Source organism: Comamonas sp. AG1104 (assembly GCF_003350425.1).
GTDB classification, from domain to species: domain Bacteria; phylum Pseudomonadota; class Gammaproteobacteria; order Burkholderiales; family Burkholderiaceae_C; genus Comamonas; species Comamonas testosteroni.
Map to the genome: position 1 here is coordinate 257,064 of NZ_QQAS01000004.1, position 26,506 is coordinate 283,569.

At 64.0% G+C, this 26,506-nt stretch carries 25 protein-coding genes; 10 read left to right on the top strand and 15 right to left on the bottom strand.

Annotated features, from left to right (window positions below; translation table 11 throughout):
* Positions 1-72 precede the first annotated feature (72 nt).
* The 3 genes from DFO48_RS13025 to DFO48_RS13035 all read right to left on the bottom strand — a co-directional run bounded on the left by DFO48_RS13025 (position 73) and on the right by DFO48_RS13035 (position 2,716).
* Positions 73-708 (bottom strand): PolC-type DNA polymerase III, encoded by a 636-nt coding sequence (locus DFO48_RS13025; protein ID WP_114863664.1) that lies wholly within the window; start codon positions 706-708, stop codon positions 73-75.
* A 26-nt stretch (positions 709-734) separates the two neighbouring features.
* The gene (gene hpaR / locus DFO48_RS13030) at positions 735-1,226 is read right to left on the bottom strand and encodes a homoprotocatechuate degradation operon regulator HpaR (RefSeq protein ID WP_114863665.1); all 492 of its coding nucleotides are present in this window, start codon (positions 1,224-1,226) and stop codon (positions 735-737) included.
* Positions 1,227-1,339: 113 nt separating this feature from the next.
* A complete protein-coding gene (locus DFO48_RS13035) occupies positions 1,340-2,716 on the bottom strand; it encodes a D-amino acid dehydrogenase (RefSeq protein ID WP_114863666.1) in 1,377 nt (458 codons plus the stop codon).
* 42 nt (positions 2,717-2,758) lie between these two features.
* On the opposite strand from DFO48_RS13035, the gene DFO48_RS13040 reads away from it, so the two are divergent.
* Complete coding sequence (locus DFO48_RS13040; RefSeq protein WP_003071998.1) at positions 2,759-3,673, top strand: LysR family transcriptional regulator ArgP; 915 nt, start codon at positions 2,759-2,761, stop codon at positions 3,671-3,673.
* A gap of 161 nt (positions 3,674-3,834) precedes the next feature.
* On the opposite strand, the gene DFO48_RS13045 is transcribed toward DFO48_RS13040, so the two are convergent.
* Genes DFO48_RS13045 through DFO48_RS13055 form a run of 3 tightly spaced genes read right to left on the bottom strand, consistent with a single transcriptional unit; the run spans position 3,835 to position 6,159 of the window.
* Positions 3,835-4,257: a universal stress protein gene (locus DFO48_RS13045; RefSeq protein WP_003065214.1), complete on the bottom strand. Its 423-nt coding sequence runs from the start codon at positions 4,255-4,257 to the stop codon at positions 3,835-3,837.
* A 29-nt stretch (positions 4,258-4,286) separates the two neighbouring features.
* Positions 4,287-5,165, bottom strand: a complete 879-nt coding sequence (locus tag DFO48_RS13050; protein ID WP_003072000.1) for a metallophosphoesterase — start codon at positions 5,163-5,165, stop codon at positions 4,287-4,289.
* A gap of 13 nt (positions 5,166-5,178) precedes the next feature.
* Positions 5,179-6,159: a LysR family transcriptional regulator gene (locus DFO48_RS13055; protein ID WP_114863838.1), complete on the bottom strand. Its 981-nt coding sequence runs from the start codon at positions 6,157-6,159 to the stop codon at positions 5,179-5,181.
* 135 nt (positions 6,160-6,294) lie between these two features.
* On the opposite strand from DFO48_RS13055, the gene DFO48_RS13060 reads away from it, so the two are divergent.
* Entirely contained in the window at positions 6,295-6,723 is a 429-nt protein-coding gene (locus tag DFO48_RS13060) for a hypothetical protein (RefSeq protein ID WP_003072004.1), read from the top strand.
* A 290-nt stretch (positions 6,724-7,013) separates the two neighbouring features.
* Here DFO48_RS13060 and DFO48_RS13065 read toward each other — a convergent pair whose 3' ends face one another.
* Positions 7,014-8,870: a phosphoenolpyruvate carboxykinase (GTP) gene (locus DFO48_RS13065; RefSeq protein ID WP_003072005.1), complete on the bottom strand. Its 1,857-nt coding sequence runs from the start codon at positions 8,868-8,870 to the stop codon at positions 7,014-7,016.
* A gap of 334 nt (positions 8,871-9,204) precedes the next feature.
* A complete protein-coding gene (locus DFO48_RS25445; protein WP_003059912.1) occupies positions 9,205-9,342 on the bottom strand; it encodes a hypothetical protein in 138 nt (45 codons plus the stop codon).
* A gap of 304 nt (positions 9,343-9,646) precedes the next feature.
* On the opposite strand from DFO48_RS25445, the gene DFO48_RS13070 reads away from it, so the two are divergent.
* Positions 9,647-10,417: a slipin family protein gene (locus DFO48_RS13070; protein ID WP_003065227.1), complete on the top strand. Its 771-nt coding sequence runs from the start codon at positions 9,647-9,649 to the stop codon at positions 10,415-10,417.
* A gap of 21 nt (positions 10,418-10,438) precedes the next feature.
* On the opposite strand, the gene DFO48_RS13075 is transcribed toward DFO48_RS13070, so the two are convergent.
* Positions 10,439-11,638: a threonine ammonia-lyase gene (locus tag DFO48_RS13075; protein WP_003072008.1), complete on the bottom strand. Its 1,200-nt coding sequence runs from the start codon at positions 11,636-11,638 to the stop codon at positions 10,439-10,441.
* Positions 11,639-11,942: 304 nt separating this feature from the next.
* Between DFO48_RS13075 and boxC the strand changes: the two genes are divergently transcribed.
* The 4 genes from boxC to DFO48_RS13095 all read left to right on the top strand — a co-directional run bounded on the left by boxC (position 11,943) and on the right by DFO48_RS13095 (position 17,350).
* Positions 11,943-13,601, top strand: coding sequence for a 2,3-epoxybenzoyl-CoA dihydrolase (boxC, locus tag DFO48_RS13080; protein ID WP_114863667.1), 1,659 nt, complete (start codon positions 11,943-11,945; stop codon positions 13,599-13,601).
* 174 nt (positions 13,602-13,775) lie between these two features.
* Positions 13,776-15,200: a benzoyl-CoA 2,3-epoxidase subunit BoxB gene (gene boxB, locus DFO48_RS13085; protein WP_003072011.1), complete on the top strand. Its 1,425-nt coding sequence runs from the start codon at positions 13,776-13,778 to the stop codon at positions 15,198-15,200.
* A 107-nt stretch (positions 15,201-15,307) separates the two neighbouring features.
* Positions 15,308-16,609, top strand: coding sequence for a benzoyl-CoA 2,3-epoxidase subunit BoxA (gene boxA, locus DFO48_RS13090; RefSeq protein ID WP_114863668.1), 1,302 nt, complete (start codon positions 15,308-15,310; stop codon positions 16,607-16,609).
* A gap of 138 nt (positions 16,610-16,747) precedes the next feature.
* Positions 16,748-17,350 (top strand): HD domain-containing protein, encoded by a 603-nt coding sequence (locus tag DFO48_RS13095; RefSeq protein WP_003072015.1) that lies wholly within the window; start codon positions 16,748-16,750, stop codon positions 17,348-17,350.
* A gap of 167 nt (positions 17,351-17,517) precedes the next feature.
* Here the strand turns inward: DFO48_RS13095 and DFO48_RS13100 are convergent, their stop codons facing one another.
* Positions 17,518-18,246 carry an aspartate/glutamate racemase family protein gene (locus DFO48_RS13100; protein WP_114863669.1) on the bottom strand — a complete coding sequence of 243 codons (729 nt, stop codon included), beginning with the start codon at positions 18,244-18,246 and terminating at the stop codon, positions 17,518-17,520.
* A gap of 1 nt (position 18,247) precedes the next feature.
* Positions 18,248-19,129, bottom strand: a complete 882-nt coding sequence (locus DFO48_RS13105; protein ID WP_114863670.1) for an amino acid ABC transporter substrate-binding protein — start codon at positions 19,127-19,129, stop codon at positions 18,248-18,250.
* Positions 19,130-19,399: 270 nt separating this feature from the next.
* Here DFO48_RS13105 and DFO48_RS13110 point away from each other — a divergent pair, with 270 nt between their 5' ends.
* Positions 19,400-20,623 carry a D-amino acid dehydrogenase gene (locus DFO48_RS13110; RefSeq protein ID WP_114863671.1) on the top strand — a complete coding sequence of 408 codons (1,224 nt, stop codon included), beginning with the start codon at positions 19,400-19,402 and terminating at the stop codon, positions 20,621-20,623.
* Between the two features lie 12 nt (positions 20,624-20,635).
* On the opposite strand, the gene DFO48_RS13115 is transcribed toward DFO48_RS13110, so the two are convergent.
* On the bottom strand, positions 20,636-21,544 hold the full coding sequence (locus tag DFO48_RS13115; RefSeq protein ID WP_114863672.1) for a LysR substrate-binding domain-containing protein: 909 nt from the start codon (positions 21,542-21,544) through the stop codon (positions 20,636-20,638).
* Positions 21,545-21,565: 21 nt separating this feature from the next.
* Positions 21,566-22,132 (bottom strand): cob(I)yrinic acid a,c-diamide adenosyltransferase, encoded by a 567-nt coding sequence (locus DFO48_RS13120; RefSeq protein ID WP_003072026.1) that lies wholly within the window; start codon positions 22,130-22,132, stop codon positions 21,566-21,568.
* A gap of 185 nt (positions 22,133-22,317) precedes the next feature.
* Between DFO48_RS13120 and DFO48_RS13125 the strand changes: the two genes are divergently transcribed.
* A complete protein-coding gene (locus tag DFO48_RS13125; RefSeq protein WP_114863673.1) occupies positions 22,318-22,686 on the top strand; it encodes an EF-hand domain-containing protein in 369 nt (122 codons plus the stop codon).
* Positions 22,687-22,710: 24 nt separating this feature from the next.
* On the opposite strand, the gene DFO48_RS13130 is transcribed toward DFO48_RS13125, so the two are convergent.
* Positions 22,711-23,682: a BMP family protein gene (locus DFO48_RS13130; RefSeq protein WP_114863674.1), complete on the bottom strand. Its 972-nt coding sequence runs from the start codon at positions 23,680-23,682 to the stop codon at positions 22,711-22,713.
* A 15-nt stretch (positions 23,683-23,697) separates the two neighbouring features.
* Positions 23,698-24,696, bottom strand: a complete 999-nt coding sequence (locus tag DFO48_RS13135; protein ID WP_114863675.1) for a tripartite tricarboxylate transporter substrate binding protein — start codon at positions 24,694-24,696, stop codon at positions 23,698-23,700.
* 298 nt (positions 24,697-24,994) lie between these two features.
* Between DFO48_RS13135 and DFO48_RS13140 the strand changes: the two genes are divergently transcribed.
* Positions 24,995-26,422 (top strand): FAD-binding oxidoreductase, encoded by a 1,428-nt coding sequence (locus tag DFO48_RS13140; protein ID WP_057094210.1) that lies wholly within the window; start codon positions 24,995-24,997, stop codon positions 26,420-26,422.
* Positions 26,423-26,506 lie beyond the last annotated feature (84 nt).

The window sequence follows — 26,506 nt, forward strand, 5'->3', positions numbered from 1 at the left end:
AGGCCAGAATAATCAATTTTGATAGCTTCTTGCGCAGGAATACAAAGGCCTGCAGGCCAAAATCTATCAATACTAGGTCTGAGCTGCCAGCAGCGTTTGACCGGCCTGCTGCGCCAGCCAGCTGCCGGCCTTGGCCTTGCTGCAGCGTTGCAGCTGCATCAGCAGCTCGTGCTCGGGCCAGGGCAGGGCATGGCGCTCGCACAGGTCCTGCTGCATGCGCGCCAGCAAGGCCGCCGCCATCTCGGCATCGGCCAGCGCCCGGTGGGCGCGCCCCGTGGAGGGCAGTTGCAGATAGCGAGCCAGATTGCCCAGGCTGTGGCTGGGCGCCTGCGGGTAGATGCGGCGCGACAGCAGCACGGTGCAGGCAAAAAGCTGGGGGGCGGCTTCGCCCGCCAGCGCCAGCTCGGCCTGCCAGAACTTGCTGTCGAACGATGCGTTGTGGGCCACCATGGGCGCGCCGCCCACAAAGCGGGCCGCATCGCGCATCACCTCGGCGGCGGGCGGCGCCGTGCGCAGCATCGCGTTGGTAATGCCGGTAAGTTCGGTGATGAAGGGCGAGACCCAGGCCCCGGTCTGCATCAGGCTCTGGAAGCGGTCCACCACGCGGCCCTGCTCCAGCAGCACGATGGCCACCTCGGTGGCCCTGGCGCCCTGGGCGGGCGTCATGCCCGTGGTTTCAAAGTCGATGACGGCAATCGCAGCACTCATGACTGCATTGTGCCGTGACCAGAGCCTCAGTCCTGGCCCAGCTCGTCTTCGCCGGGCAGACCCAGGCTTTGCACCACATGCTCGAGGATGCGGAACAGCTGCTCGCTCTCGGCGCTGCCCAGCTGCTCCTCGATCTCGGTGTAGATGGTCTCGAAGTGCGGCACGATCTGCGCCACCATCTCCTGGCCGGCAGACGTGAGGGCAAACTCGGAGCCCCGCAGGTCGGCCACATGGCGGCCGCGCTTGATGAGCAGGCGCCCTTCCAGCGTCTTGAGCAGGCGCGAGAGGCTGGGCATGCTGATGAAGGTCAGCTGCGACAGCTCCATGGGACGCAGGCGCCTGTCGGCCACCCACATGGTGCGCAGCACGCGCCATTGCTGCTCGGTCAGGCCGTGCGCACGCAGCGAGGGACGAAAGCGCACCATGACCGCCTCGCGGGCCTTGAGCAAAGCCATGGGCAATGAGCGCGCAAAGGAACGTGAGGTTTCAAGGGCAGGAGTGATGTCGTGCTGGATCATGGCATGGACGAGTTGCTGGCGTGATTGTATGTAAGAGCCCCACGCAGCGATACCGTCAATCCGGGCAAAAGAGTCAGCCAGCCCGTACTCGTCCTGCAGTCCTATGCCCTGTCTCAGGCGGACGCAATCCGCGCGCCGCGAGCGACCTCGGGTGCCGGCTCATCCCAGAACCGGAAATCCAGCGCCGGGCGCTCGCCGCTCATCAGCGCCGCCATGGCCTTGCCCGAACCCGCACCATGTGTCCAGCCCAGGGTGCCATGCCCGGCATTGACCCAGATTCCGGCAGCCTGGGTAGCTCCGATGCAGGGAATATTGCTGGGCGTGGCGGGCCGCAGACCACACCAGAACTGCGGATCGCCGCCCTGCTCGGGCAGGCGCGTGTCGCAGACGCCGGGCATCAGCTCCTCCACGCGCCTGACCAGCATCTCGCAGCGCGCCCTGGCCGTGGGTGTGTCCAGACTCAGATCGAAGCCACCGAGCTCTATGGTGCCGGCCACACGCAGGCGGTTGCCCAAACGGCTCATGGCGACCTTGCGGCTGTCGTCGATGGTGGAGACCATGGGAGCCTTTTCAGGCAGCAGCAGCGGCAAGGTAGCGCTATAGCCCTTGCCCGGATAGATGGGAACCTTCACACCCAGAGGCCCCAGCAGCAGCGGTGTGTATGAGCCGCAGGCGACCACCACGCCATCCGCGCTCATCATGCGCCGAGCGCCATCGCTGCCGTCGCGAATCTGCACCCGGGCAGGCCTGCCCCGGCGCGCCGGCTGCAGGCCCAGAATGTCGTGGCCGTAGAGGAACTGCACACCGGCCTGGGCACAGAGACCGGCCAGCTTTTCGGTGAACAGACGCGCATCACCGGACTCGTCGGTGGCGGTGAACGTGCCACCCGCAATCTGCGCCGCATAGGGCGTGAATGCGGGCTCGATGGCCAGCAGCTCGTCGCGGCTGACCAGACGGCGCTGCACGCCGTATTGCCGCATCAGCTCCACGCCCTCGGCGGCCTCGGCAAACGCCTGCGGACTGCTGTAGAAATGGGCAATGCCGCGCTCCAGCCGCTCGAACTCGATACCGGTCTTCTGGACCATGTCCTTGAGCGCCACATGACTGTAGGCGCCCAGGGCCACGATCTGCTGCACATTGCGCGCAAAGGCACGGTCGTTGCACTGGGCCAGGAACTGCAGGCTCCAGCGCCATTGGGCAGGATCGAGCTGCGGCCTAAACAGCAGCGGCGCCTGTTTGTCGAACATCCATTTGAGCGCCTTCCAGGGCGCCTGGCGATTGGCCCAGGGCTCGCAGTAGCTGACCGAGATCTGTCCGCCATTGGCATAGCTGGTCTCCAGGGCCGGACCGCTCTGGCGGTCCACCACGGTGACTTGATGACCGCGCTCGCGCAGATGCCAGGCGGTGCTGATGCCGATGATGCCGGCGCCCAGGACGATGATGTTCATGCAGCCAGTGTCTGCACTCTTGCAGGCAAACAAAAGCAGCATTAAATTTTCAGCAGTTTCATCAGAAATGCTAATGGAATTGCCATGAGTTCCTGGGACCCTGTTGCGCTGGAATGCCTGGCCGCCATCGTGGAGGAAGGCGGCTTCGAGCGCGCGGCGCAAAAGCTGCACATCACCCAGTCGGCCGTGTCCCAGCGCCTGCGGGCGCTGGAGGCGCAGGTGGGCTCGGTGCTGGTGGAGCGCACGCGCCCCGTCAAGCCCACCAGCGCCGGGCGGCTGCTGCTCAAACATGCCAAACAGCTACGCCTGCTGCGCGCCGATCTCGCGCATGAGCTGCAGGAGCTGGCACCGCAGACCGGGCAGAGTCTGGCCGGCGAAATCGTCTCCATCGCCATCAATGCCGACAGCATTGCCACCTGGGCCATGACGGCTCTGGACGAGCTGGTGAAGAGCGGCCTGCCGCTGGAGGTGGTGGTCGACGACCAGGACTTCACGCAGGAGCTGCTGCGATCGGGCCAGGTCATGGGCTGCGTCACCACGCTGAGTCAGGCCATGCGCGGCTGCACGGTGCAGCCCCTGGGCGCCATGCGCTATGTGGCCGTGGCCTCGGCCGAGTTTGCGCGGCAAAGACTGCCGCAGGGGCTGACGCGCAAGAACTTCAACCAGCTGCCCTATCTGTCCTTCAACCGCAAGGACGATATGCAGGCCGAGTTCGTGGCGCGTTGCCTGGGTCTGCGCAATGTGTCGCTGCAGCATCAGATTCTGCTGCCCAGCTGCGAGGCGCAGGTGCGCGCCGTGCGTGCCGGCTGGGGCGTGGGCGTGCTGCCGCAGCTGCTGGTGCAGCCCGCGCTGGATGCCGGTGAGCTGATCGACGTGGCAGCAGGCCATGTGCTGTCCATCGCGCTGTTCTGGCATTGCTGGAATCTGGAGTCACGCGTGCTGGCCCGTGTCAGCCAGGCCTTGCTGGGTAAGGCCCGGCAAGTGCTGCAAGCTGTTTGATGCTGACAAGAAAAAAGGCCGTGCTTTGCAGCGCGGCCTTGAGAGCTTGATGTCAAACGGAGGTACTTTGGTTTTTGTAGCTGTGGACGCTCATCCATCCTTGATTTGAAGCTGATTTATGCCTGATATGTATGCATATCAAGCGTAAGCAGCTATGAAAATCAGCGAATCAGCAACACGGGGATGGTGCAGCCCGCCAGCACCTGCGAACTGACCGAGCCCATGACCAGACGGCCCAGCGCACCGTGGCCGTGCGTGCCCATGGCGATCAGGTCGAACTTGCCGTCCTGGGCAGCATGGATGATGGTGTCGGCAATGGGGCCGACCTTGGCGATGCTCTGCGCCTCGACGCCACGCCCCTTCAGGAACTCCAGCACGGGCTGCAGGATCTTGGCGGATTCTTCGTCGTAGTACTGCTCCACCACTTCCTTGCCCAGCGCAGCGCGTGCACGAGGCGGCAGCAGCGGCTGCACGGTGATGATGGTGTACTCGTGGCCCGTGCCCAGCATCTCCTGATGCGAGGTCAGATAGGCCAGCATTTTCTGGGTGTAGGCACTTCCGTCCACAGCGAGCAAGATCTTCATACCAATTTCTCCTTGTTGATGTCCCAAGCCTAAGGGCTGGGGACAGTCAGCATCTTGACTTGGCTCAAGTCAATTGTCGATGCCGGCAGAAAGTCCTCCTGCTCTCCCTTGCGGGCATAACCAAGAGGATTGGCCACCACACGGCATTGCCATTCGCTGCCGTCCTCGCGCTGGCCGCGCGCGATGTAGTCGCTGGCGCAATGCAGATGGCCGTGCAGCCAGAGCTGGGCATGGGGCAGAAAGTCGTCCATCACATTGCAGAAACCGGCCGTACCGGGCACCAGACCGTAGCGCGGATCGGCACTGCGCAGGCTGGGCGCAAAGTGGGTCACGGCCACCGTGGGTCCGTCAAAAGGCTGCTGCAGCGCAACGCGCAGCCAGTCCTGGCAAAGCAGGCTTTCCTCGCGCATGGGCGCGGCCAGAAACGGCTCGCCCTGGCGACTGCCGCCGGTCTTTTGCAGATAGAAATTGGCGGCGCGAAAGGCCTTCTCGCGCAGCTTGTGCAAGCGCGTGGCATCGCTCACGCCTTCATGCATGGCCATGGCGTCGAAGTCGCTCCACAGCGTAGTGCCGATGAAACGCACCCCGTCCATGACCACGGTTTCACGGTCGAGCCAGATCAGGCCCAGCCTGTCGCACACACGCTGCAGGCGCAGCCGTGCCTCATCGAAGTCCTGCATGTCGTATTCGTGATTGCCGGGCACGAACAGCACGGGTGTGGGCCAGGCCGCGTATTGCGGCAGCGGCGAGAAACGCTCCAGCCCGAAGTTCTCGCCGTCGACCTGGGTGCTGCTCTGGTAGGAGCCGATGTCGCCGGCCAGCACCAGCACATCGGCGCCCGCGGCTGGCTGGGCCACGAATTGGGGGTGGACTTCGAGGTGCAGGTCGGACAGCAGCTGGATCTTCATGTGGCTAGTTTAGTCAACCATGGTGAGTGACCTGGGCCGAACCGTTGGCAAAGGTGATCTCGGCCGAGCGCGTCAGCGTTTTCAGCAGCCAGTCATAGGCCTGCGGATGCGGGCCGCGCCGACGCCACAGTGCATCCACATGCACGGGCGTGACATCGAAGGGCAGATCGCGCAGCTCCAGCTGCTCGCTCATGCCGGTCACGGGCACAAAATGGCGCGGCAGGATGGTCAGCAGATCGGAGTTGATCACCACGCGCGCCGCGGTGAAGAACTGGTTGACGGTGAGCACCACTTCGCGCGAGCGCCCCAGCGAGGCCAGGGCCTCGTCGATGAAGCCGAAGGAGCGGCCCGAGAAGCTGACCAGCATATGGCGTGCCGCGCAATAGTTGTCCAGCGTCAGCGGAACATGCGCCAGCGGATGGCCTTTGCGCATCACGCACAGGTACTCGCCCTCATACAGACGACGGCTGTCAAACGCCACCAGACCGCCAGCCTGGGCACGCGCCGTCAGATCGGCCAGCACGGCGGGAAAATAGCCCACGGCCATATCGGCCTCGCCATCATCGAGCAAGGACCTTGGATCGCGCGTGGTCAGCGGCAGCAGGCGTATGCCCAGGCCCGGAGCCTCGCGCGCCAGAATCGGGTAAAGCGGCGGAATCAGCGTGGCCGCCGTGGCGTCGGCCATGGCGATCACGAATGTGGTGGCGGCCGTCTCGGGATCGAACTCATCGGGAGCCAGAGCGCCCTCCAGATGCTGCAGGGCCTCGCGTATCACCGGCCACAGGGCCTGGGCGCGCGGCGTGGGCTCCACGCCCTGTCCCTGGCGCACCAGCAACTCGTCGCCCAGGACATCGCGCAGCCGACGCATGGCATTGCTGACCGCAGGCTGGGTGATGCTGAGCTTGTGCGCCGCGCGCGTGAGGCTGCGCTCGGACATGACCTCGTCGAAGACGCGCAGCAGATTGAGATCCAGAGAACGAAAGTTCAAAGACATGGCATCACCCAATACATCACTGCTGTGAATGCTACAGATTCAAAATATAAATTTGAACACACCTAGGGTAATCCCTATAGTTACACCTATTCCCCGGGCAATTCGCCAAAAGCGTGGGTCAAAGGGTTAACTGCCATGAGCAACTTTATTTACAACTCCTACTGTGTCGAGCACCCTGGTGTGGTGCGTATCTATCAAGCCAGCGATGAACGCATGGCCGCCATTGCCGCCGAGCACGAGGCGCAATCCCAGTCCAGGTCGTACTGGATGGTGCTGGCCGTAGTGCTGGCAGCCCTGGCCGCCGGCGTCTTCCAGGCTACCGAGACCTGGAGCGACGGTCATATGATGGCCGCCTGGATGGTTCTGTGGGCCATGGCTTTCGCCAGCATCGCCCTGTTCTCCCAGCCCGCCCGCCGCGCCATCAATCTGGTGCGCACCGGCTACCGCGCCTGGGTCAAGAGCCGCCAGCAAGCTGCTGCCGATGAACGCGTCTGGAACGCTGCGCTGCAAGATGCCCGCCTGATGGCCGATCTGGCCCGTGCCATGGATCGCCAGAGCCGCTAAGCTCCGCGCCTCTCCGAAGAAAGCCGCTGCCCACAAGGCCAGCGGCTTTTTGCATGGGGGAATAGAGTCAAACAAGCCTCTATCCCAGATTCAGAAAGCGCTTATAGCTACAAAAATAAAAGCAAATAAAAAGCCCTGCTGAAAAAAATCAGCAGGGCTTTTTTAATGTGCACAGTCTCGGTCAGGGACACCGCGCAAAGGCCGCCCCGCCGCACTGGTGTCGTCCCCCTCCCATAGCGCGAAGCGCGTAGAGAGAGAGGGGGAAGCCGCGCAGCGGCTCAGGGGGAGAATCAAGCGCTCAAGCGCTTTTCCAGCTCAGCCTTGGTATCCAGCATGGCCTTGGGCAGGTTGTAGGCCAGCTTGTCGAAATGCTCGCCGTGCAGCTTCATTTCCTCGGCCCAGGCAGCCTTGTCGATATTGGTCACGCTGTCGAACTGGGCAGCGTTGAAGTCCAGGCCGTTCCAGTTGATTTCAGCGTACTGGGGCGCAATGCCAAAGGCGGTTTCCTGACCTTGAGCCTGGCCTTCCAGACGGTCGATCATCCACTTCAGCACGCGCATGTTTTCGCCGTAGCCGGGCCAGACGAACTTGCCTTCGGCGTTCTTGCGGAACCAGTTGGTGGTGAAGATCTTGGGCAGGGTTGCGCCCTGGCCTTCGATCTTGGCGCCCAGGTCCAGCCAGTGCTGGAAATAGTCGCTCATGTTGTAGCCGGCAAAGGGCAGCATGGCGAAGGGGTCGCGACGAACCACGCCTTGCGCGCCAAAGGCGGCGGCGGTGGTCTCGGAGCCCATGGTCGCAGCCATGTACACGCCTTCGGTCCAGTCGCGTGCTTCGGTCACCAAAGGCACGGTGGTGGAGCGGCGGCCGCCGAAGATGATGGCATCGATCTTCACGCCAGCGGGGTCATCCCAGGCTTCGTCCAGCGCGGGGTTGTTGGTGGCAGCCACGGTGAAGCGGGCATTGGGGTGAGCGGCCTTGGCACCGGTTTCCTTGGCGATCTGGGGCGTCCAGTCCTTGCCCTGCCAGTCGATCAGGTGATCGGGCAGCTTGCCCTCATCCTTTTCCATGCCTTCCCACCACACGTCGCCGTCATCGGTCAGGGCCACATTGGTGAAGATCACGTTCTTGTCCAGGCTCAACATGCAGTTCGGGTTCGTGAGCATATTGGTGCCGGGAGCCACGCCGAAGTAACCGGCTTCGGGGTTGATGGCGCGCAGCGAGCCGTCGGCCTGGGGCTTGATCCAGGCGATGTCGTCACCGATGGTCGTGACCTTCCAGCCGTCGAAGGCCTTGGGCGGCACCAGCATGGAGAAATTGGTCTTGCCGCAGGCCGAGGGGAAGGCCGCAGCCACGTGGTACTTCTTGCCTTCGGGGTTGGTGACGCCCAGGATCAGCATGTGTTCGGCCAGCCAGCCCTGGTCGCGGCCCATGGTGGAGGCGATACGCAGCGCAAAGCACTTCTTGCCCAGCAGCGCGTTGCCGCCGTAGCCCGAGCCGTAAGACCAGATTTCGCGGGTTTCGGGATAGTGAACGATGTACTTGGTCTTGCTGCAAGGCCAGGTGGTTTCGTCCTTCTGACCTGCGGCCAGAGGTGCGCCGATGGTGTGCACGCAGGGCACGAACTCGCCGCTGGTGCCGATCACGTCATACACGGCCTTGCCCATGCGGGTCATGATCTTCATGTTGACGGCCACATAGGGGCTGTCGGACAGCTCGATGCCCACGTGGGCAATGGGCGAACCCAGCGGGCCCATGGAGAAGGGCACCACGTACATGGTGCGGCCAGCCATGCAGCCGTCAAACAGCGGGTTCAGCGTGGCGCGCATTTCCGCAGGTTCCATCCAGTTGTTGGTGGGGCCTGCGTCTTCCTTCTTGGCGGAGCAGATATATGTGCGGTCTTCCACGCGGGCCACGTCCGAAGGATCGGTCCAGGCCAGGAAGGAGCCGGGGCGCTTGGCCAGGGGCTTGAAGGTGCCGGCGTCCACCAGCTGCTGGCACAGCGCGTCATATTCGGCTTGCGAGCCGTCGCACCAGTGGATCTGGGCGGGCTTGCACAGTGCGGCCATTTCGGCAACCCAGGCAATGAGCTTGGGGTTCTTGACGTAGTCGGGAGCCTGGATGTTCAGGCTTTGCACAGCGGCGTTCATGGGGGAAGTCCTTCAATTAAAAAACCAATTTTTCAAAGAAGCATCCTCTGCAGTCCCTACCGGCTGCGTCTTTGAAAAAAGGCTTTTGAAGGTGTCTCGCTTGCTTTCCCTAGCGCTTGTTGGCGCCTGAAATCCGTCTGAAATAGTCAAAACAACCTTGTTTTGAATAGCAGCGGGAGATCGATTTTAGGTAGGAGCCTTGAATTTGTCAGCAAATCACCGGCAATATCTATGCATTCTGCGCATCAAAGTATGCATTTAACCTTCATTCATAACCTGTACAGACGTAAAAAAACCCCGCGTCGCGGGGTTGGGCTCGAGAAGGCTGGAATGCCTAGGCCATGTTCACGGCGATAAAGGCCAGCAGGAACATCATCACGGCGCCAGCGGCGGGAATGATGATGGGGATATAGGGCACAACGGCTTCGGCCGCATCCTGTGCCTCGTGGTTCACTGCGGAATCATCTGACATGTGATCAATGCTCCTCCTGAAAGCAAGCGGTGAAACAAGCAAGCTCTGCAGCCATTCTAGGCACAGCCCTGGCGACATGGCTCAGGGAAAGCCATAGCCGCTCTTGGCGCTCAGACCCGCATCTCATGCGCCGCCAATGGAGAACAGCACTTCTTCGATGTCGACCATGCGCAGACAAGTTCGCACTCGGATTGCAACAGCATATGCTGGGCTTGCGGACGACCCGGCGCCGATTGCGAAATCGATGTGCACTGTTCCGCGTCAGATCGCAGCGCCGAAGTCCCTCGCTGAAAGGATGGCTTCCATGGTTAGCGCTTCTTTCTTGTTCTGGCTGATCCTGCTGATGCTGGTGATTGGCCTGGGGACGGCGTCGATCCGGATTTTTCGCGAATATGAGCGCGGCGTGGTATTCACGCTGGGTCGCTTCTGGAAGGTCAAGGGGCCGGGACTGATCTTCATCATTCCCGCCATTCAGCAGGTGGTACGGGTGGATCTGCGCACCGTGGTCCTGGAGGTCCCGGCGCAGGATGTGATCTCGCGCGACAACGTCTCGGTCAAGGTCAATGCCGTGATCTATCTGCGCGTGGTGGATGCGGAAAAGGCGGTGATCCAGGTGGTCAATTATCTGGAGGCGACCAGTCAGCTCGCGCAAACCATGCTGCGCTCCGTACTGGGCAAGCACCAGCTCGACGAAATGCTGGCAGAGCGCGAATCGCTGAACCTGGACATCCAGCAGGCGCTGGATGCGCAAACCGACACCTGGGGCATCAAGGTCTCGAACGTGGAGATCAAGCAGGTCGATCTGACCGAGTCCATGATCCGGGCGATCGCGCGCCAGGCCGAGGCCGAGCGCGAACGCCGCGCCAAGGTGATTCACGCCGAAGGCGAGTTGCAGGCTTCGGAAAAACTGTCTCAGGCAGCAAAAGTTCTGGCGCAGGAGCCTCAGGCCATCTTGCTGCGCTACCTGGAGACGCTGACCGTGATCGGCGCGGACAGGAACACCACCGTGGTGTTCCCCTTGCCCATGGACCTGGTGACCCCGCTGATCAAGAAGATCACGCCCCTGCAGGCCTGAGCAAGGCCTGTGGCTCAAGCCTCACACCAGGGCCGCCTCCATGCCTGCGCGGCGCAGTTGCTCCAGCACCTCGCTCACATGGGTGTGGCCGCGTGTCTGCAGCACGAACTCGATCTCCACATTCTGCGCAGCCAGCATGGTGAAGGCACGCTGGTGATGGACTTCCTCGATATTCGCGCCAGCTCCGGCTACCGTCGCCGTGATCTGGGCCAGCACGCCTGGCACGTCGCGCGCGCTGACACGCACACGCGCCAGACGACCGGAGCGTACCATGCCGCGCTCGATGATGGCAGCCAGCAGCATGGGGTCGATATTGCCGCCCGACAGCACCAGACCTATTTTGCGGCCCTTGAAGCGAGCGGGATAGCGCAGCAAGGCCGCCAGGCCCGCCGCCCCCGCACCTTCGACCAAGGTCTTCTCGATCTCCAGCAGCATGAGCACGGCCTGCTCGATATCTCCTTCGTCCACCAGCAGCAAGTCATCCACGCAGCGCTGCACCACCTCCTGGGTGATGACGCCGGGCTGGGTCACCGCAATGCCTTCGGCAATCGTCGATGTACCCATGGGCAGATCGGTGTGGCGCAGTGCGTTGACCATGGAGGGAAAGCGCTGAGTCTGCACACCCACGATTTCGATCTCGGGCTTGATGGCCTTGGCCGCCGTGGCAATGCCCGCAATCAGACCACCGCCGCCAATGGCAATGACCAGCGCATCCAGATCGGGCTGTGCCTGCAGGATTTCCAGCGCCAGCGTGCCCTGGCCGGCGGCGATCGCCTCGTCGTCATAGGGATGGACAAAGGTCAGTTGCTGCTCCTGCGCCAGCTGATAGGCATGGGCTCGCGCCTCGGCCAATGTATCGCCATGCAGCACCACCTCGGCACCGAAGCCGCGCGTGCGCTCCACCTTCACGCCGGGCGTGAAGCGCGGCATGACGATGACGGCACGCAGACCTAGGCGTTGCGCGTGATAGGCCACGCCCTGGGCGTGGTTGCCCGCACTCATGGCGACCACGCCGCGTGCGCGCTCGGCATCGCTGAGCATGAGCAGCTTGTTGAGCGCGCCACGCTCCTTGAAGGATGCAGTGAACTGCAGGTTCTCGAACTTGAGATAGACCTGCGCCCCCGTGATCTGCGAGAGCGTGCGTGATTCCACAAAAGGGGTTTGAAGGACGGCGCCATTCAGGCGCGCAGCGGCGGCTTGGATATCTGCAAAGGTCAGCATGGTGGATCCATTTTGCAAGCAGCTCATCACCCCGCGCCAGTGCTGGGTTTGCGAATCGAGGGCATCCGGATCACTTGCTCAGTAATTGCTAGCTACTCGTCCTTTCCTGGCAAGGAAATAGCCGTCAAAGCACTTCTAATCCGGCGCCGTTCTGCAAACTGTGAGCATCTAAGGATTTCCCTTGGTTTCAGCAAAACATGCAACATAGTGCCTAAATCGACGTGCTTTTTTTCGATGAATCTGCATAATTGTGCCAACACCGAGTCAGTAACTGCACTATCTTTCATCTCAGCAGGAGCCGAGCATGCAGCAGCAAACCAACGTCGATTACCGCACCGAGCCCAGCCAGTACCGGCACTGGTCGTTTGAAGTGGATGGCAATATCGCCCGGCTCAAGCTGGACATTGCCGAGGACGGCGGCATACGCCCCGGCTACAAGCTCAAGCTCAACAGCTATGACCTGGGCGTGGACGTGGAACTGCACGATGCGCTCAACCGCATCCGCTTCGAACACCCGCAGGTGCGCTCCGTGATCGTCACCAGCGGCAAGGAACGCATCTTCTGCTCGGGCGCGAACATCTTCATGCTCGGAGTCTCGTCCCACGCCTGGAAGGTGAACTTCTGCAAGTTCACCAACGAGACGCGCAACGGCATGGAGGACAGTTCCAGACATGACGGACTCAAGTTCGTTGCCGCTGTCAACGGGGCCTGCGCAGGCGGCGGCTACGAACTGGCTCTGGCCTGCGATGACATCGTGCTGATCGACGACCGCTCTTCTTCCGTGTCGCTGCCCGAGGTCCCGCTGCTGGGCGTGCTGCCCGGCACCGGCGGGCTGACGCGCGTGACCGACAAGCGCCATGTGCGCCACGACCTGGCCGACATCTTCTGCACCAGCGTGGAAGGCGTGCGCGGCCAGCGCGCCGTGGACTGGCGGCTGGTGGACGCGATTGCCAAGCCCGCGCAGTTTGCCGAGGTGGTGCAGCAACGTGCCATGGCGCTGGGCGAGGGCAGCCCGCGCCCGGCTTCCGCCCAAGGCATACAGCTCGCCAGGCTGCAGCGCGAGCAAAGCCCGGAGGGCCTGCACTATCGCCACGTCAGCGTGCAGATCGATCGCAGCAAGCGCAGCGCCACCATCACGGTCAAGGCCCCCAGGGGTGAACAGCCCGGCAGTATTGAAGCCATTGAAAACGCAGGTGCTGCCTGGTGGCCGCTGGCCATGGGCCGCGAGCTGGACGACGCCATCCTGCATCTGCGCACCAACGAGCTCGATGTGGGCACCTGGATTCTCAGGACCGAGGGCGATCCGCGCGCCGTGCTGGCTGCAGACCAGTCTCTGATGGCGCACAAGGATCACTGGCTGGTGCAGCAAACCCTGGGCTTGCTGCGCCGCACCTTTGCACGCCTCGATGTGTCGTCGCGCTCGCTGTTCGCCTTGATCGAGCCTGGCTCCTGCTTTGCCGGCATGCTGGCCGAGCTGGTCTTCTGCGCCGACCGCGCCTATATGCTGGTGCTGCCCGACGAGCCCGAGCGTGAGCCCGTGATCGAGCTCGATGAATTCAACTTCGGCCTGCTGCCGCTGGTCAACGATCAAAGCCGTCTGCAGCGTCGCTTCTATGAGGAGTCCGAGCCCCTGGAAGCCGCGCGCGCTGCCGTGGGCAAGCCGCTCAACGGCGATGCGGCGCAGCAGCTCGGACTGGTCACCGCCGCGCTTGACGATATCGACTGGGAAGACGAGATCCGCATCGCCATGGAAGAGCGCGCCGCCATGTCGCCCGATGCGCTCACGGGTCTGGAAGCGAACCTGCGGTTTGCCAGCCAGGAAAACATGGTCACACGCATCTTCGGACGCCTGTCCGCCTGGCAGAACTGGATCTTCAACCGCCCCAACGCGGTCGGAGAAAAAGGGGCCTTGAAGCTCTACGGCACCGGACAGAAAGCCGGCTTCGATTTCAACCGGGTATGAGGAAACTCCCCCTGAGCGGCTATGCCGCTTCCCCCTCTCTGGCACTGCGTGCCGGAGGGGGACAACGCCCTCGCAGCGGGGCGGCCCTTGCTCGGCGTTACTCGCCTGGGCTGCACCAGTTTCACAGCGAATACACGGCTTCATGAATCGGCAAAACATCACAGGAGACTCCCCATGAGCAGCATCGACTACAGCCAGAAGATTCCCAACAACGTGGACCTCAGCGGCGACCGCACACTGCAGCGCGCCCTGGAGAGCTGGCAGCCCAATTTCATCCGCTGGTGGGACGACGTGGGCCCCGAAGGATCGACCAACCACGAGGTCTATCTGCGCACCGCGGTGAGCGTGGATCCGCAGGGCTGGGCGCAGTTCGGCTACGTCAAGATGCGTGACTATCGCTGGGGCATTTTCCTGAACCCGGCGGATCAGGAACGCAGCATTCATTTTGGCGATCACAAGGGCGAGAAAGCCTGGCAGGACGTACCCGGCGAGCACCGCGCCAACCTGCGCCGCATCATCGTCACGCAAGGCGATACCGAGCCCGCATCGGTGGAGCAGCAGCGCCACCTGGGCCTGACCGCGCCGTCCATGTACGACCTGCGCAATCTGTTCCAGGTCAATGTGGAAGAAGGCCGCCATCTCTGGGCCATGGTCTACCTGCTGCACAAGCATTTCGGGCGTGATGGACGCGAGGAGGCCGAGGCCCTGCTGGAGCGCCAGAGCGGCGATGAAAACAACCCGCGCATTCTGGGCGCCTTCAATGAAAAAACGCCGGACTGGCTGGCGTTCTTCATGTTCACCTACTTCACCGACAGAGACGGAAAATTCCAGCTCGCAGCACTGGCCGAGTCCGCGTTCGATCCGCTGGCGCGCACCACCAAATTCATGCTGACCGAAGAGGCGCACCACATGTTTGTCGGCGAGTCCGGCGTCTCGCGCGTGCTGGCCCGCACCTGCCAGGTCATGAACGAGCTCAAGACCGACGATGTGAACAAGCTGCGCAGCGCGGGCGTCATCGATCTGCCCACGATCCAGCGCTATCTGAACTTCCACTACAGCGTGACCATCGACCTGTTCGGCGCCGACCAGTCGAGCAATGCCGCCACCTTCTACAGCTCGGGCCTCAAGGGCCGCTACGAAGAGGGCAAGCGCGAGGACGACCACAAGCTGCACGACCAGAACTACAAGGTGCTGGAGGTGGTGGACGGCAAGTTGCAGGAGAAGGAAGTGCCCATGCTCAACGCCTTGAACGAGGTGCTGCGCGACGACTACATCAAGGACAGCAATGCCGGTGTGGGCCGCTGGAACAAGGTGATGGAAAAGGCCGGCATCGACTTTCGCCTGACGGTGCCGCACAAGGCCTTCAACCGCCAGATCGGCGCGCTGGCAGGCGTGCGCATCAGCCCCGACGGCCGTCCCGTGAGCGAGCAGGAATGGCTGGCCAGAAAGAACGAGTGGCTGGCCACCGACGACGACCGCAACTTTGTCGCATCGCTGATGAAGCCATGCCTGGAGCCGGGCAAGTTCGCCGGCTGGATTGCCCCGCCGGTCATGGGTATCAATCGCCAGCCCGTGGACTTCGAGTACGTGAAATTCTGATCCCCCTGAGCGGCTACGCCGCGTCCCCCGAGGGGGACGACATCCTCGCGGCGGGGCGGCCCTTGCTCGATGTCACTGAGTTGGGTTGCCCCGGTTTGGAGAACAAAATGAGCACCATCACGCTGATTGAAAACGGCATCCTGAAGCAGCATCTGATCGACCCGGAGATCTGCATTCGCTGCAACACCTGCGAGGCGACCTGCCCCGTGGATGCCATCACGCATGACGACAACAACTATGTGGTCATGGCGGACAAGTGCAACGGCTGCATGGACTGCATCTCGCCCTGCCCCACCGGCTCCATCGACAACTGGCGGCTGGTGTCGGCCAGCAAGCCCTACAGCGTGACCGAGCAGCTGGGCTGGGAGAGCCTGCCCGAAGAACTTTGCGCCGATGAGCTGGCCGCCGCGCAGACAGCCGAAAATGCCGTCGATGTGCAGGATCTGAGCCAGGCCCAGGCCGTGATTGCGGCCGCTGCCGGTCTGGCCGAAAGCGGCGCTGCGGAAGTCTTTCGCGCCGCCAGCTATGGCGCCACCACGCCGCCCTGGTCTGCCGCCCATGCCTACACCAATCTGCATGGTCCCAAGACTGCGGTGACGGCCACGGTGGTGGGCAATCTGAACTGCACGGAAGCCGGCTTCGACAACGAGACCCACCATATCGTGCTGGACTTCGGCGCCATGCCTTTTCCGGTGCTCGAAGGCCAGTCGCTGGGCATTGTCCCGCCGGGTGTGGATGCCGGCGGCAAGCCCCATGTGGCGCGCCAGTACTCGATTGCCAGCGCCCGCAACGGCGAGCGCCCCGGCTACAACAATCTGGCCTTGACCGTGAAGCGTGTGGTCGAGGATCACCAGGGACAGCCCGTGCGCGGCGTGGCCAGCAACTATCTCTGCGATCTGCAGGTGGGTGACAAGGTGCAGGTCATAGGCCCGTTCGGCAGCAGTTTTCTCATGCCCAATCACCCGCGCTCGCACATCGTGATGATCTGCACCGGCACGGGCAGCGCGCCCATGCGCGCCATGACGGAATGGCGGCGCCGCCTTCGCAAGAGCGGCAAGTTCGACAGCGGCAAACTGCTGCTGTTCTTCGGTGCGCGAACGCCTCAGGAGCTGCCCTATTTCGGCCCCTTGCAGAACCTGCCCAAGGATTTCATCGACATCAACTTTGCCTTCTCGCGCGTGGCCGGCCAGCCCAGGCGCTATGTGCAGGATGCCATGCGCGAGCGCTCGGCCGATCTCATGGAGCTGCTGCGCGACGACAACACGCACATCTATGTCTGCGGTCTCAAAAGCATGGAGGACGGCGTCGTGCTGGCCCTGCGTGACGTAGCCCAGCAAGCAGGCCTGGGCTGGGAAGAGCTGGGCGCAAGGCTCAAGCGCGAAGGACGCCTGCACCTGGAAACCTACTGACGCCTGAAGCCCTCGCGCACCCCGTCTGCGGCAAACAGGATTCGCCCATCAACGCAGCGGCTGCATGTCATGCCCTTGACAGCGCAGCCCCTGCCAGCGCCCTACAGTGCAACGACCATAACCCACGAAAGACATGGCATGAATGCACGGGCGAACTTTCTGCGCATGCAAGACAGCACGCGTGAAGACTGGCAGTTGATCGGCGGCGAATTCGCACACTTCACCAGCGGTCTGCCTGACAGGGTGATGGCCCACCTGAAGCTGCTGGAGGGCGACTATGGCGGCTTTCCGGTGGACCGCTATACCCACTCCCTGCAAACCGCCACGCGCGCGCTGCGCGACGGCCGCGACGAGGAGTATGTGGTGTGCGCGATGCTGCACGACATTGGCGACACCCTCGGGTCCTTCAACCACCCCGACATTGCCGCCGCAGTTCTCCAGCCCTTTGTGAGCGAGGCCAACCACTGGATGGTCCAGCATCACGGCATCTTCCAGGGCCACTATTTCTTCCATCACATCGGCCTGGACAGAGACATGCGCGAGCAGTTCCGCGAGCACCCGCATTACACGCGCACGGCTGAGTTCTGCGAACTCTATGACAACCCGGCCTTCGATCCCCGGGGCGAGACCTTGCCCCTGAGCGAGTTCGAACCCATGCTGCGCCGCCTGATGCAGCGGCCCCGGCAAAGCATCTACAAGGCCGCCATGGACTCGGAGATGCAGGACGCCCGGAAGTCGTAGCACGCGCCGGCATGGCGTCTGCAGGACCCTTTAAAAAATGAGCTGTCATCGCCTGTCCATCAACAAACTTGGCAATGATTCGATCCATGTTTGTTTTACAACATGCGATTGCAGCTCATCTTTTTGATGAGTATTGGCCTGCTCCGCCATGCGTGCTGCCACCGCAGCTAATGCGCGTAGGCGTCCTGCGCCAGCGCACAGGCCAGTATCCAGGCCGGGTCTACCAGCTCGGCGCCGCGTGCCTGCGGCGCCTGCGGCAGGGCCAGCGGGATCTCGGTGCAGCCCATGATCACGGGCACGGCGCCATGGCGCTGCAGCAGCGGCGCCAGCGCCTCGCCGAAGCATTGCACGGCCAGCGGCATATCGCCCTGTTTCACACCCTCGTAGATGCCCTGCATGAGCCGGGCCCGGCCCGCCGGTCCTGGCCGCAATGCGGCAATGCCGCAATCGGCCAGTGCCGCGTCGTAGAGCCCGCTGTCATAGGTGCCGTCCGTGGCCAGCACCAGGGCCTGGCGCGCGCCACCTGCCTTCAGATGCAGCGCCGTCTGCTGCGCGATGTGCAGCACGCGCAACTGCGGGAAAAACGCCTGTATCTGCCCATGCCAGGCATGGGCCGTGTTGCAGGCCAGGGCCACGCTGCGCACGCCCAGGGCCGCGAGCCGGCCCGCGCCCTGCAGCAGATGTGGGGCCGGGCCCGCAGGGGACTGCGGATCGCGGCGCAGCGCCTGTGTGCGATCGGGCACGGGCAGTTGCACCAGCCAGTGCTCGGGATAGGCCTGGTCATGCACGGGCAAGCCCTGGCCCTGCAGGTGCCGGGTGCAGGCCTGCACGAACAGGCGCACGAAATCCGCGCCCGCAGCAGGCCCCATGCCGCCGAGAATGCCCACCGCCCGCATCTCAGAACGCCGGCTTGTCGCCGCGCTCCTGCACGTTGCGCTGCAGCTGCTCGCTCATGGGCAGGCCCAGGGCCGCGTTCTTGGGTGGGATGGGCTGCATGAACCATTTGTCGTAGAGCCTGGCGAAGGCGCCCGACTTCATCATGTCGCCGATCACGCCATCCACCAGCTGCTTGAACTGGGGGTCGTCCTTACGCAGCATGCAGGCATAGGGCTCGACCTGCAGCGCATCGGCCACGACGTGGAAATCCTTGGGATTCTTGGCGTTGGCGATCAGGCCGTAGAGCAGGATGTCGTCCATGCCGAAGGCTGCGGCGCGGTCGTTCTCGACCAGCAGAAAGCCGTCGGCATGGTCCTTGGCCATGACGATATTCATGCCCCAGCCCTGCTCGGCATTGGCCTTGCGCAGCACCTGCAGATTGGTGGTGCCGGTGGTGATGGACGCTGTCTTGCCCTTGAGGTCGGCATAGTTCTGGATGCCCGAGCTCTTCTTCACCAGCAGCCGCGTACCGGTGTAGAAGTGATTGATCGCAAAGCCCACCTCCTTGGCCCGCACCGTGTTGTTGGTGGTCGATCCACACTCCAGATCTATGGTGCCGTTGGCCAGCAGCGGCATGCGGTTCTGCGAGGTCACGGCCTGCCAGCGCACCTCCAGCGCGGGCTGGTTCAGCACCTTCTTCACGGCTTCGGCCACCGCCTGCGAAAGCTCCACGGTCATGCCGATGGGCTTGCCGTTGTCCAGGTAGCTGAAGGGCACGGAGGACTCGCGGTAGGCCAGCGTGATGCGTCCGCTGTCGCGCACCTTGGCCAGGGTATCGGCATGCGCGGCGCCCAGAAAACCCAGGCCCAGTGCCGCACAAAGCACGGTGGAGTGAAGTTGCATGCGGTGTCTCCTCTTCGGTGGTGGATGTGCCGCCAGTGTAGAAAGCGCGCCCGGCTCCGGGGGATGACAATATCGGGCTGATCCATGCCCCTGGTTTATGGGTGGCAGCGCAGGCACCGCCATGCTCCGGGTAAACACCGCGACCGGGGGCCAGCCCGCTGCACTCATCACTCGGGCAGCCCATAACCTGAGTGCATACCCTGCAAGCCAAATGCCATGGCTGCCTGGCTCCGTACGCGCCTACAGTGCTGCAGCATGGAGAAACGATCAATGCATATCTGCATCGTGGGCGCCGGCATCGTCGGCCTGGCCACTGCCTATGCGCTGCAGCGCGCGGGCTGCCGCGTCACGATCCTGGAGCGCGGGCCCGGCCCGGCAGCGGGCGCCAGCGGCGGCAACGGCGCGCAGCTCAGCTATTCCTACGTGCAGCCGCTGGCCGATCCTGGCATCTGGAAGATGCTGCCGCAGCTGCTGCTGGAAAAGGACTCGCCGCTGGCCCTTCGCCTGCGCGCCGATCCCGCCCAGTGGGCCTGGGGACTGCGCTTTCTGGGCGCCTGCAATGCACGTGCCTCCATGGCCGGCACGCAGGCACTGCTGAGGCTGGCCGCCGAGAGCCGGCAGGCCTTCGAGAGCCTGCAGGCGCAGGAGTCCCTGAGCTGCGCACTGCACACGCCGGGCAAGCTGGTGCTGTACCAAACGCAGCAGGGCCTGGATGCCGCGGCCCGGCAGGTGGCCCTGCAATCGCGCCTTGGCGGCGCCAGCCAGCAGGTGGTGGATGCCACCGCCGCCGTGCGCCTGGAGCCCGCGCTGGCCGGCTACGCGGGCCGCATGGCGGGCGCCGTTCACACCCCCAGTGAAAGCGCTGCCGACTGCCGCCAGCTGTGCGAGCAGCTGGCAGCGCTGCTGACAGCGCGCGGTGCCGAGTTGCGCTACGACACCGAGGTGCTGGGCTTCGAGCGCCAGGGCGACGCCGTCACCGGCCTGCGCACCGCCGCCGGCCTGCTGCAGGCCGAGCACTACGTGCTGGCCAGCGGCTGGGAAAGCCCGGCCCATGCGCGCCAGCTGGGCCTGCGCATTCCCGTCTATCCGCTCAAGGGCTACAGCATCACCGTGGACATCCCCTCCGACCACACCCATGCAGCGCCGCGCGTGAGCGTGACCGACACCGCGCGCAAGGTGGTGTTCGCGCGCCTGGGCGAGCGCCTGCGCGTGGCAGGGATGGTGGAGATCATCGGCCGCGACACACGCATCGATCCCGCCCGCATCGACAGCCTGCGCCGCTCCACGCAGCAGGTCTTTGCCCAGCTGCCGCTGCAGGGCTCGCTGCATCCCTGGAGCGGCATGCGCCCGGCCACACCCACGGGCCTGCCCATCACCGGCCGCCAGCGCGGCGGACCGCGCAATCTATGGCTGCAGACCGGCCATGGCGCGCTGGGCCTGACGCTGGCCTTCGGCTCGGCGCAGCGACTGGCCGCGCAGATGCGCGCAGCCTGAACACGGGCCTGCTCAGGAGGCGCTCAGAAGCTCTTGCAGAGCCTTGTTCATTTCCTGGGTCATGGCGCGCGCCAGCACCGATCCCGGGCGCTGGGGCAGGCTCAGCGCATTCACGCCCACGGTGATGCGCGGCAACAGCGGCACCACGTGCACGCGGCGCCGGTCGGCTGCCAGTGCCGTGCAGCCGTCCATGATGGCCGCGCCCAGCCCGTATTCGGCCATGGACAGCGCCGCATGGTAGGTCTGCACCGTCACCACGGGCGACAACCCCACGCCATGCTCGCGGCAGGCCTGGCCCAGGCGCATGCCCAGCGGGTCGCGCGCATCGAGCGCGACCACCGGCAGCTCGGCCAGATCCTTGAGTTCCATGCCTTCGGCGCGCACGCGCGAAGGCGGCAGCAGCCCCTTGGGCAACACGCAGAACATGTCGACCTCGGCCAGCAGTTCGTGCTCCAGCGCGGGCTGGCCCGCGGAGCTGATCACGAAGCCGACATCGGCCTCCTGCAGCAGCAGGGCCGACACCACCTGCGGCGTGTGCAGCGCCTGCACGTGCACCTGGACCTGCGGATGGCGGCGCCTGAAGCCCGCCACGGCGCGCGGCAGCACCTCGCGGCTGAGCGCGAACACCGTCAGCACATTGAGCCGGTCGGCCGACTGGCCGTGGCGCAGGTTGGCGGCCAGGCGCTGCACCTCGTCGAGCTGCTCGAACAGCTTCTCGATATGCGGAAACAGGGCCAGTGCCTCATTGGTCGGCGTCAGCCGCCCCCGCGCGCGCTGAAACAGCGCAAAGCCCATCTGCAGCTCGGCATGCTGCAGCGTGCGGCTGACCGCTGGCTGGGTGACGTTGATGAGGCGCGCGGCCGCGCTGACGCTGCCGGTCTGCATCACGGCATTGAAGACTTCGATATGTCGCAGACGCATGCCCGGCCTCCTGCCTCCGCTTCACTCGGACTGTGCTCGCGCCAGGCGTTCGCTCTTCCAGTACACATCGTCGCCGCCGTCGATGCGGTTGAGCACGCGGGCCAGCACGAACAGCAGATCGGACAGGCGGTTCAGATACTGGCGCGGAGCGGCCCGCATGGTCTCGGCCTGCTCCAGCGCCACCACCTGGCGCTCTGCACGGCGCGCCACGGTGCGGCATACATGGGCCTGCGCGGCAGCGCGCGTGCCGGCCGGAAGGATGAACTCCTGCAGGCGCGGCAACTGTGCGTTGTAGTGGGCCAGCGCGTTGTCGAGCTGCAGCAGCGCATCGTCCTTGAGCAGCTCATAGCCCGGCATGGACAGCTCGCCGCCCAGGTTGAACAGCTGATGCTGGATGTCGATCAGCAGGTCGCGCACATCCTGGGGCATAGGCTCGCACAGCAGCAGGCCGATATGCGAGTTCAGTTCATCCACATCGCCCATGGCATGCGGGCGGCCGCTGTTCTTGGAAACGCGGGTGTTGTCTCCCAGGCCGGTGGTTCCGTCATCTCCGGTGCGGGTGGCGATTTGCGTGAGGCGGTTGCCCATGGGTCATCCCTTGTCAAAGCTGCGAATTTTTCGGGGCCGGCGCGGCCCTCAGATACGGCCGCCATTGTGCGTTACAGCCCGCAGGCAAATGTAGTCTGAGGCAACAGCAGGCAAAAGTGCTGGCCCTTTGCCGTCTCACAGGGTGCAATGCACTCCTGTTATCGCATAGAGAAGGAATGCCATTCATGAACAAGAAGAATCTGCTCAATTGCAAGATCTCGTCATTCGAAGTCGTCAGCGTGGTGCTGTTCTCCGCACTCACCCTCGGCGGGGGCATGGCTTTTGCGCAAACTGGCAACGCCAATGTCGGCAGCAACAAGGAGCCGGCGCGCATCGTGCAATCGGGCGCGGCCACCGGCGTGCAGCAGGCCCCTACCGTCAAGAACAGCGTGCAGGCGGCCTTCGAGCGTGCCGACGCCAATCGCGACGGTCAGCTCAGTGCGCAGGAAGCGCGCCAGCTGCCTGTCATCTCCCAGCGCTTCGAAGAGATTGACAGCGACCGCAACGGCCAGCTGTCACGCGCCGAATTCGACAAGGGCGCTCAGCAGTACTGAGGCCTTGCCGCGGCGCTTTCCGGATCACGCCGCAGCGCTGAGTTCCTCCTGCGGCAAGGCGAACTCGGGCCCGGCATAGTCCAGGTGAATCTCGAACTCGCGGCGCAGCAGGCGCTGCGCCCAGTCTTCGACCAGGCTGCGCTGCGCAGCACTCACCCCTGCCCCCATTTCCAGCCGCACCAGGCTCGGCTCCTCGAGGCCGAAGGCTCGATAGCCACCCAGCGGCAGCAGACCCCGGGCATGGTCCTCGACGGCGCGAAACAAGGCCTCGCCGGAATCTGAGATCGCCGAGGCCACAAACACTTCGGGGTCGCGCTCCACCCAGTTCAGCACATTGCCGATCTGCACCACGCCATGTTCGCGGCAGGCCTGTGTCACACCGGGGCGGCCGCCATCGAGCATGGCAAACACAATGTCCAGATCCGTCTGCTCGACCATCGCCGAGACACAGCTGCGGGCCCAGCCCGGACGATGCTGGTGGCCACAGAACTGGGTGACGAGCTGCCCCTCGAAGCCGGCACGCCTGAGTCCGTCCGCATAGGCCGCGCGACCACGCAGACCCGGCGGCACTTTCTCGCCCGAAAAATGCCCCACCTTGCCCGTCTTGCTCCACTGGCTGGCCAGCACGCCTGCGAGGAAGGCCGACTGCTCCTGCAGCACCTCGTAACGCGCCACATTGGGTGCTGCCCAGCTGCCTTGCGTGACCGCAAAGGCCTGCTCGAGCCAGCGCTCGGCCAGGATCTGCACCGGACCGTCGCCCTGACCGCCATGCGCAAGAATCAGCGCATAGCGGCCGCCGCACAATGCGGACATTTCTGCGGCGCGCTGCTGGGCCGACTGGCCGGCCACCCAGAGCACATCGACCTCATGGCCGGCATCTCTGGCCTTGTGGGCTCCGCGCAGTCCCGACTCATTGAAACTGCCCTGCCCTTCGGGGCCAAACAGCACCACGGCATAGCGCGGCTTACGGGGTGAATACAGTTTCTCGCTGCTCATCGTTGTCCTGACTGGTTAAAGTTTTGCGCCTGTCTTTTTCGCGATGTCGCCCCAGGCCAGATGCTGGTCTGCAATCAGCTGGGTGAAGGCTTTGGATTCCATATCCCGGGTCACGAATCCCTGGGCTTGCAGCGTCTGCGCAAACTCGGGACGCGCGCTGATCTGCCGCACCGCGCTGGCGATTTTTTCGGCCAGCGCCCCGGGCAGACCGGCGGGGGCCGAGATGCCGACGAAGTTTTCGGAGACCAGCTGTGCCAGCCCCAGTTCGGCCACACTGGGCACCGCCGGTGCCTGCGCCACGCGGCGTGGCGATGTCAGCGCCAGCAGCTTGAGCCGGCCCTGCTTGTGCAGCGCGATGTTCTGCGGCAAGGCGTCGATCGCCAGCTTGATATGGCCGCTGAGCAGATCCGCACGCATGGGACCGGCACCGCGATAAGGCACATGCTCCATGGACAGCTTGAGCGTCTGCGCGAACTGCTCGCCCACCAGATGTCCCACCGAGGCAGCACCTCCGCTGCCAAAGGCCACGGGAGCAGGCTGCTCCTTGATCCAGCTCACCAGCTCGCTCAGGCTGTTGGCGGGCACCGAGGGATGCACGGCAAACACCGTGGGCACGGCGCCGATGTAGGCCAGGTGTTCGAAACTGCGCAAAGGGTCGTAGCCAGGGCTTTGCAGCAGCGATGGCGCTATCGACAGCGCCGCCGAATTGGATACCAGCAGCGTGTAGCCGTCGTTGGCGCTGTGCGCCACGATTTGCGCACCAATGGACGAGCCCGCGCCGGGCTTGTTGTCTATGACCACGCTCTGGCCCAGCTTCTCGGCCAGCGCAGGAGCCAGCACCCGCGCCACGATATCGCTGGAACCGCCGGGCGGGAAGGTCACGACCAGTTTGATGGGCCGCGCCGGCCAGGCCTGCGTCTGCGCTGCACGCACATGCCATGCAGCGCCCAGCATGCCTGCCGCCGACACCCCGGCCAGCCCCTGAATGAATGATCTGCGACCCGTATCGCGCATAGCTCCGCCCTCCGAACTGCTTTTGGTTTGAAGCGAGCTCTGCAGCGCACGCCATGAGGCTTGCCAATATAGGCACACCAGGCACAAACCCTAAACACTGATTTCTCATTAGCTAGGGCGCAACTTATCTATGTGCTCGCGGCAGACGGCTGCGCCACGACGAAACCGCGATCTCTGCCAGCTCCAATGGGTATGCGCCAGCGCAGCGATTGCGACCTTGAGCGGCACGGCCTAGTACCCAATACGTACACGTCCGGATCGGGCCAGGTGGTATTCTTTTTCTCCTCTGGAGACCCCGATGAACGCACCTGTTGCCCATACCTCGCTGCAGCCCGATTTCGTGCAGCGCCCTATCCCCGAAGAATTTCTGCTGGCTCTGCAAACACGTTTCGGCGGCCAGTGCTCCACGGCGCTGGCCGTGCGCGAGCAGCACGGCCGCGACGAAGGCGCGATTTCTGCGCCCCCTCCGGCAGCCGTGGTGTTTGCCGAATCCACCCAGGACGTGCAGGATGCCGTCACGCTCTGCGACCGGTACGGCGTGCCCGTGATTGCCTACGGCGCAGGATCGTCGCTGGAAGGCCATCTGCTGGCCGTGCAAGGCGGCATCACCATCGACGTCAGCCGCATGAACCGGGTGCTCTCGGTCAACACCGAAGACCTGACCATCACCGTGCAGCCCGGCATCACGCGCAAGGCATTGAACGAGGCCATCAAGGACACCGGCTTCTTCTTTCCCATCGACCCCGGCGCCGACGCTTCAATTGGCGGCATGACCTCGACCCGCGCCAGCGGCACCAATGCCGTGCGCTACGGCACCATGCGCGAGAACGTGCTGGCCCTGGAGGTAGTGACAGCCAGCGGTGAAGTGGTGCGCACCGGCAACCGCGCCAAGAAGAGCGCTGCCGGCTACGACCTGACCCGCCTGCTGGTGGGCAGCGAAGGCACGCTGGGCATCTTCACCGAGATCACGCTGCGCATCTATCCGCTGCCCGAAGCGGTGAGCGCAGCCATCTGCTCTTTTTCCAGCATCGAGAACGCCGTGCACACGGTGATCCAGACCATACAGATGGGCATTCCCATCGCCCGCGTGGAACTGGTCGATGTGAATTCAGTGCGCATGGTCAATGCCTACAGCAAGCTGTCCCTGCGTGAGGAGCCCATGCTGCTGATGGAGTTCCACGGCTCGCCCACGGGCGTGAAGGAACAGGCCGAGATGGTTCAGGACATTGCCCATGAATTCGGTGGCAATGCCTTTGAATGGGCCGAGCGCCCCGAAGACCGTACGCGCTTGTTCACCGCACGCCACAATGCCTATTTCGCGGCCGTCTCCAGCGTGCCCGGCTGCCGCTGCATCACCACCGATGCCTGTGTGCCCATCAGCCGCCTGGCCGATGCGCTGCTGGAGTGCGTGACCGAAGCCGATGCCAGCGGCATCCCCTACTTCCTGGTCGGCCACGTGGGCGACGGCAACTTCCACTTCGGCTATCTGATCGACCCCGACAACGAAGCCCAGCGCCAGCAGGCCGAGCAACTCAACCATACGCTGGTGGCACGCGCTATTGCACTGGGCGGAACCTGCACGGGCGAGCACGGCATCGGCATCCACAAGCAGGGCTTCTTGCTGGAGGAAGCTGGCGTTGGTGCGGTGCAGATGATGCGCGCCATCAAGCAGGCTCTGGACCCCAAGAACATCCTGAACCCGGGCAAGATCTTTCAGCTGCAGTAAGCAGCGCTCGAGGCGCTTGCTGAAGACGCGCAAACCATGAAAAAAGGGCCTGCAGCTGCAGGCCCTTTTCTGTTCTCGGATCGG